3 protein-coding genes are annotated in these 2,801 nt (G+C 56.4%); all 3 read right to left on the reverse strand.

Translation table 11 applies throughout. From position 1 onward, the window contains the following. On the reverse strand, nt 1-1,360 hold a 1,360-nt coding region (gene dnaE, locus B4F73_RS10220), incomplete at its 3' end, for a DNA polymerase III subunit alpha (RefSeq protein ID WP_290483184.1). 77 nt (nt 1,361-1,437) lie between these two features. Further along, nucleotides 1,438-2,127 (reverse strand): ABC transporter ATP-binding protein, encoded by a 690-nt coding sequence (locus B4F73_RS10225; RefSeq protein WP_290483185.1) that lies wholly within the window; start codon nt 2,125-2,127, stop codon nt 1,438-1,440. Then, nucleotides 2,127-2,801 (reverse strand): FtsX-like permease family protein (locus tag B4F73_RS10230; protein WP_290483186.1); only part of this gene is annotated, 675 nt, incomplete at its 5' end. The genes B4F73_RS10230 and B4F73_RS10225, both read right to left, overlap by 1 nt.

Below are 2,801 nucleotides of genomic sequence, written 5' to 3' on the forward strand. Positions count from 1 at the left end.
CAAGCCGGTCGACCTGACCATATGGCATCTGCATAACGCGGCCGACGTCGCGGACGACAGCCTTGGCCTGCAATGTACCGAATGTGATGATCATGGCGACGGAGTCGGCACCGTACTTGTCGCGCACATAGCGGATGACTTCTCCTCGACGTTCCTGACAGAAATCGATATCGAAATCCGGCATCGACACACGTTCGGGATTCAGGAAGCGTTCGAAGAGTAGATCAAAGCGGAGCGGATCAAGGTCTGTGATCAGGAGCACCCAAGCGACGAGCGAGCCCGCGCCGGACCCCCGCCCCGGCCCCACCGGAATATCATTGTCCTTGGCCCACTTGATAAAGTCGGAAACAATCAGGAAGTAGCCGGGAAACCCCATGCGCTCGATGATCATCAGTTCGTAGTCAAGCCGCTCAAAATAGGTATCCCGCTCGGCATACAGCTTGTCCGCCGCGCCAAGACGGTATTCCAACCCCTCCAGGGCTTGCTTGCGGAGTTCTTCTGATTCCGAACGTCCTTCATTCGAAAAGTTCGGCAGGATGGGCTGGTGCGTCTCTGCCTTTACCGCGCAGCGCTGGGCGATTTCAAACGTGTTCGCAATGGCTTCGGGAATGTCAGCGAACAATTCCCGCATTTCTTCAGCTGTTTTGAGATATTGGGATGCATCGACACGCTTGCGATCTTCCTGGCCCAAATACTGGCCATTCGAAATACACATCATTGCGTCGTGTGCCTTGGCGTCCGACGGCTTCATGAACCGGGCATCATGCGTCGCTACCAGCGGCAAGCCCAGTTCATAGGCGAGGTCAATCAACCCCTCTTCGCAAGCATACTCATCTTCGGAACCATGACGCGTGATCTCTACATAGCAGCGCTCCGGATAAGCTGAAGCAAGCGTGGAGAGTTCGGTCCGAGCGTCCGCGATACGAGCCTTCAAAAGATGGCGCGCGACTTCACCTTCCGCGCCGCCGGTCAGCAGGATCAACCCGTCTGTTTTGTCCAGCAACAACTCCCGTGAAAGCTTTGGCACACCGTCGGCTGCGTCCAAATAGGCCCGCGACGACAACAGCATCAAGCGCTTGTAGCCTATCTCGTTCTGCGCATAGAGCGACACCCGTGTCGGTTCGCTCTTTGGCATACCGTCTGTCACTTCGAAACAGCATGCCATGATGGGCTGGATACCTGCATCCGTCAGCGTCAGCGAGATTTCCAGTGCGCCATACAGATTGTTACGATCAGTAATCGCCACAGCAGGCATTCCCTGCTCGACACACCAAGCCTTCAGGCCCTTGGGCGTGATCATGCTTTCGAGCAAGGAATAGCTCGACCGGACGGCAAGATGAATGAAGGGCGACTCAGTCACGGGAAATCTCCTTTTCACAGGATACTGTGCCGCGCGCATCACCACCAGACCAGAGGCCGGGCGCGGCCTTCCACAACTTAGTCCGGCCGGTAATCCACCAGCTTGCCATCAGCCAAGGTCAGGACGCGATCCATGTGGCGGATCAGTGACAGATTGTGCGTTGCCACCAGCACAGCAGCGCCTTCATCGCGAACCATTTTTATCAGGGTCGCGAACACGCGCTCCGTCGTACCGGGGTCTAGGTTTCCGGTAGGCTCGTCGGCGATGACAAGACGCGGATCGTTTGCCAGGGCGCGGGCAATTGCGACGCGTTGCTGCTCCCCACCCGACATTTGCGCGGGTTGGTGATGGCCGCGCTCATCAAGCCCCATTTCACCCAACAAGTGTTCGGCCTTTTCGCGCGCAGCAGATTGTTTCGTGCCTGCGATCATCAGAGGCATCGCCACATTATCCGCTGCATTGAATTCCGGCAGCAAGTGATGGAACTGGTAGACGAAGCCGATCTTGGCCCGACGTATCGCCGTGCGGCCCTTGTCGTCCAGGGCGAGGCAATCAATGCCATCCAGCATGACCTTGCCAGATTCTGGCCGCTCCAGCAGGCCAGCAGTGTGCAACAGAGTGGATTTTCCGGAACCAGATGGACCGACTAGTCCGACCAACTCACCTGCATTCAGCTGTAGATTGGTTCCACTGAGAACGTGCAATTCTCCAGCGGCCGTCTTGTAGTACCGGTCAATATCGCGAAGTTCGAGAACGGGTTGGGCCATTATTCAAACCTCAACGCGCTGACCGGGTCCTGACGGGAAGCCCACCAAGCCGGAATGATCGAAACGAGCATAGACATGCCGAGCGCATATAGACCGGTCTGCAGGACTTCACCCCAATCGAGGATCGCAGGCAGGCCCTCGAGACCGTAAACTTCCGCGTCGAAAACTTCACCCGGCACAAACAGATTGATGAAAGCCTCCACAGCATCGATGTTGGTGACAACAAGAATGCCGATCGCCATACCAAGCAACGCACCCAAGGTGCCAAGTATGGTTCCAACGAGCAGGAAGACACGGAGCACACCGCCGCGTCCAAGACCAATCGTTCGCAGGATGGCGATATCGCGTGTCTTGTTCTTCACCAGCATAACAACGCCGACGATGATGTTCAGTGTGGCAATACCCATGATCACCATGACGAGCATACGCACCATGGTCCGCTCAACCTGCAATGCGTTGAGATAGCCCGCGCGCTGGCTTTTCCAGTCAAATACGTAAAGCGCATTGCCGGTAGCTGCCGCTATGGCCTCCATGGCCGCGGCTGTTTTGTTCGGATCATCCAGTCGGATATCCAGCATTTGGTAGCGATCCTTGGACTGAAACAGGATCTGCGCCTGCTCCATCGGCATAAAGATATAAAGCCGGTCGAGCTCAACGCTTCCCGTCTTGAAAAC

Origin of the sequence: Hyphomonas sp. UBA3601 (genome assembly GCF_002375605.1) — a bacterium.
In the GTDB taxonomy this organism is placed as follows: Bacteria; Pseudomonadota; Alphaproteobacteria; order Caulobacterales; family Hyphomonadaceae; genus Hyphomonas.

Coding starts and splice junctions, on each gene's coding strand:
- B4F73_RS10225 (WP_290483185.1), bottom strand. CDS start 2,127: ATGGCCCAACCCGTTCTCGAACTTCGCGATATTGACCGGTACTACAAG.